This window comes from Frankia canadensis, from assembly GCF_900197875.1.
Taxonomy (GTDB): Bacteria; Actinomycetota; Actinomycetes; order Frankiales; family Frankiaceae; genus Frankia; species Frankia canadensis.
The window spans coordinates 1-1,932 of sequence record NZ_FZMO01000395.1 but is presented as its reverse complement, the minus strand read 5'-3'; the positions used below and the strand labels follow the sequence as shown (position 1 = coordinate 1,932).

General features: G+C 72.6%; 2 protein-coding genes. Both read left to right on the top strand.

The genetic code is table 11. The features are described from left to right. The first annotated feature begins 121 nt into the window (after window positions 1-121). Window positions 122-1,504 (top strand): ABC transporter substrate-binding protein, encoded by a 1,383-nt coding sequence (locus C1A33_RS24515; protein WP_101833698.1) that lies wholly within the window; start codon window positions 122-124, stop codon window positions 1,502-1,504. Window positions 1,505-1,509: 5 nt separating this feature from the next. Then, a partial coding sequence (locus tag C1A33_RS24510; RefSeq protein ID WP_243407904.1) for a tyrosine-protein phosphatase occupies window positions 1,510-1,932 on the top strand: 423 nt, incomplete at its 3' end.

Genomic DNA, 1,932 nt, shown 5'->3' with positions numbered 1-1,932 from the left:
GGCCGGTCCCGCCCACGGACCCGTCCCCGCCCGCGTGCCCCGGCCCGTGGGCGGGACCGGCCCGGCGATCCGGCCTGCCCGCGAACGGCACCCGTCCCTCAGCCCAAGGAGCTTCACCGTGATCCGACCACGCCTGCCGCGCCTGCCGCGCCTGGCGGCCGGCCTCGCCCTGGTCGCCGCGCTGGCGTCCGCGTGCGCGACGTCGTCACCGACGACGACGGCCGCCGCGGGCTCCGGCGGCGGCTCGACCATCCCGCCGCTCGACCCGAACAAGAAGGTCTCGATCGTCTTCGAGAGCTACAACCTCACCAGCACCGGCACCTGGAAGCCGGTCATCGAGGGCCTGCTGCACGACTTCGAGGCCGCCCACCCGAACATCACCGTCAAGGGCCAGCCGCCGCAGGGCGTCACCAACGGCGACTACGTCAGCAGCGTGAAGAACCAGGTGCTCGCCGGCAACCCGCCGGACGTGGCCCAGATCACCTTCAACGCGCTGCGGTTCAGCGCCACCAGCCTCGGCGCGCGGCCGCTCGACGACCTGGTCGGTCGCTCGGAGGTACAGGCGAACTTCGGCGGCACCCACCCGTTCGCGCCCAGGGCTCGCACCCTCGGTGACGTGAACGGCAAGACCTACGCGATGCCGTACGTCTTCTCGACGCCGGTGCTGTGGATGAACCGGACGCTGTTCACCCAGGCCGGGCTGGACCCGAACAGCCCGCCGAAGACCTGGGCGGACGTCAAGACCGCCGCGCAGGCGATCAGATCCCGGACCGGCAAGGACGGCGTCATCGTCGACTGCCTGACGAAGACGGCGGGCGACTGGTGCTTCCAGAGCCTGGTCCGCTCGGCCGGCGGCCGGGTCCTCTCCCAGGACGGTAGGACCCTGTCGTTCGCCGACAAGCCGGCCGTACAGGCGGTCGCCACGCAGGCGGACCTGTTCCGCAGCGGCCTCATGCCGAACGTCGACCAGCAGCAGGCGTTCAAGGCGTTCGCCAGCGGCCAGGTTGGCATGATCCTCGAGACGAGCGCGGTGCAGGGCGTGTTCATGGCCGGCGCGAAGGCCGGCAACTGGGAGCTCGGCGCCACCCAGGAGCCGTCGCTCGACGCGAACCCGGTCGTGCCGACGAACTCCGGCTCGGGCCTGGCGATCTTCAGCAAGGACCCGGCGAAGCAGCGCGCCGCCTGGGAACTGATCAAGTTCCTGACCAGCGACCACGCCTACACCCAGGTCTCCTCGAAGATCGGCTACCTGCCGCTGCGCACCGGCCTGCTCGACGACCCGAACGGCCTGCAGGCGTGGGCGAAGACCAACCCGCTGATCAAGCCGAACATCGACCAGCTGTCCCGGCTGCAGCCCTGGGAGTCCTTCCCCGGGGACAACTACCTGCAGATCGGCGACATGATGATGACCGCGGTCGAGAGCTCCGTCTTCGGCGGCAAGGACCCCGCCTCCACTCTCGCCGCCGCCCAGAAGCAGGCCACCAGCCTGCTGCCGTCCAAGTGACCGCCGTGGACACCGCCAGCACGATGGACACCGCCAGCACGCAGGTCACCGACACCTCGCCGGCCGACGCGGCGGCGGAGCCGGCGCGCGCCTTGCCGCTGCCGGGGACGATCAACCTGCGGGACGTCGGCGGTTACCCCGCCGCGGGTGGACGGCTGCGGTGGCGCACCCTGCTGCGTTCGGGCGCGCTGGTCGGGCTCGACGACAGCGGCCGGGCGGTGCTCGCCCAGGTCGGCCTGCGCACCATCGTCGACCTGCGCGAGGACGCCGAGGTGACGCACGGCCCCGACCAGCTCGGCCGGCTCACCGTCGACCACCGCCGGATCCCGGTCTACACGGCGCCCGGGACTCGCGGGCCCGTCGCCAGCGCGGCGGGAGCGGGTGCGGCGGGAGCGGGTGCGGCGGGAGCGGGTGCGGCGGGTGCGGGG